Annotated in this window: 1 protein-coding gene; it reads left to right on the forward strand. The window is 57.0% G+C overall.

The genetic code is table 11. The annotated features are described in order from the left end of the window. Positions 1 to 62: 62 nt before the first annotated feature. Positions 63 to 1,255: IS256 family transposase (locus tag KTN04_RS16550; RefSeq protein WP_217336328.1), on the forward strand; the 1,193-nt coding region annotated here is incomplete at its 3' end.

Consider the following 1,255-nt stretch of genomic DNA (forward strand, 5'->3'; position numbering starts at 1 on the left):
AGGATGGCGTATCCTGTTGATTGATCACGACCAAGATCTCAATCAACAGAAGGTGATACGCCATGACCAAGTCTACCCTGAGAGCTCTTTCACAACCAGAAGAACAGGTGACAGACCCGCTGACTGAGTTGCTTCGCAATGGTGCCCGAGAACTGATCGCACAGGCCGTTGAAGCTGAACTTCAGGTGTTGCTGGAGCAGCATGCTGAACATCGGCTGCCGGATGGCCGCAAGGCTGTGGTACGCAATGGCTATCTGCCCGAACGCACTGTTCAGACGGGTATTGGCGATGTCGAGATCAAGGTACCAAAGGTCAGGGACCGCAGCGGCTCCGGTGTCCGCTTCAACAGCACTCTGTTGCCGCCATACCTGAAACGCGCCCGGAGTATCGAGGAGCTGCTGCCCTGGCTGTATCTGAAGGGCGTGAGTACGGGCGATTACCAGGATGCGCTGTCCGCGTTGCTGGGCGATCAGGCCAAGGGGCTTTCCGCCAACACCATCAGTCGGTTGAAGCAGCACTGGATTGACGAGCACCGCAGCTGGTGTCAGCGTGATCTTAGCCAGAAGCGGTATGTATACTGGTGGGCCGATGGCATCTACAGCAACGTCCGCATGGATAATCGCCTCTGCCTGCTAGTGATCATCGGCGTCACAGAGCACGGGCGTAAGGAACTGGTCGCCGTTGAAGACGGCTATCGCGAGTCAGAAGCCAGTTGGTCAGAGCTGCTGCTGGGCCTGCGTGAGCGAGGCCTGACGACAAGTCCTAAGCTGGCGGTCGGTGACGGTGCTCTTGGGTTCTGGAAAGCGCTTGCCAAGTGTTACCCTGATACCCGTCATCAGCGCTGCTGGGTGCACAAGACAGCCAATATCATGTCGGCACTGCCAAAGTCTGTTCAACCCAAGGTGAAGGCTGCACTGCATGATATATGGATGGCAGAAACACAAGACGATGCGCACAAGGCCTTTGACCGGGCGCTGGTGCGCTTCGAGTCGAAGTATCCTGGTGCCATGGAGCGCCTACGTAAAGACAGGGAAGAACTGCTGGCGTTCTACGACTTCCCGGCAGAGCATTGGGTTCACATCCGGACAACCAATCCGATCGAATCCACGTTCGCGACTGTCCGGCTGAGAACCAAACGAGCCCGGAACTGCGGCTCGCGAGAGACCACGCTGGCGATGGTCTACAAGCTGCTGGAATCAGCACAGAAGAACTGGAAGCGGATCAAGGGATTTAATCTGCTGACCCTCGTGGTCAA

The sequence above is a fragment of the Marinobacterium weihaiense genome, assembly GCF_019061305.1.
GTDB lineage: Bacteria > Pseudomonadota > Gammaproteobacteria > Pseudomonadales > Balneatricaceae > Marinobacterium > Marinobacterium weihaiense.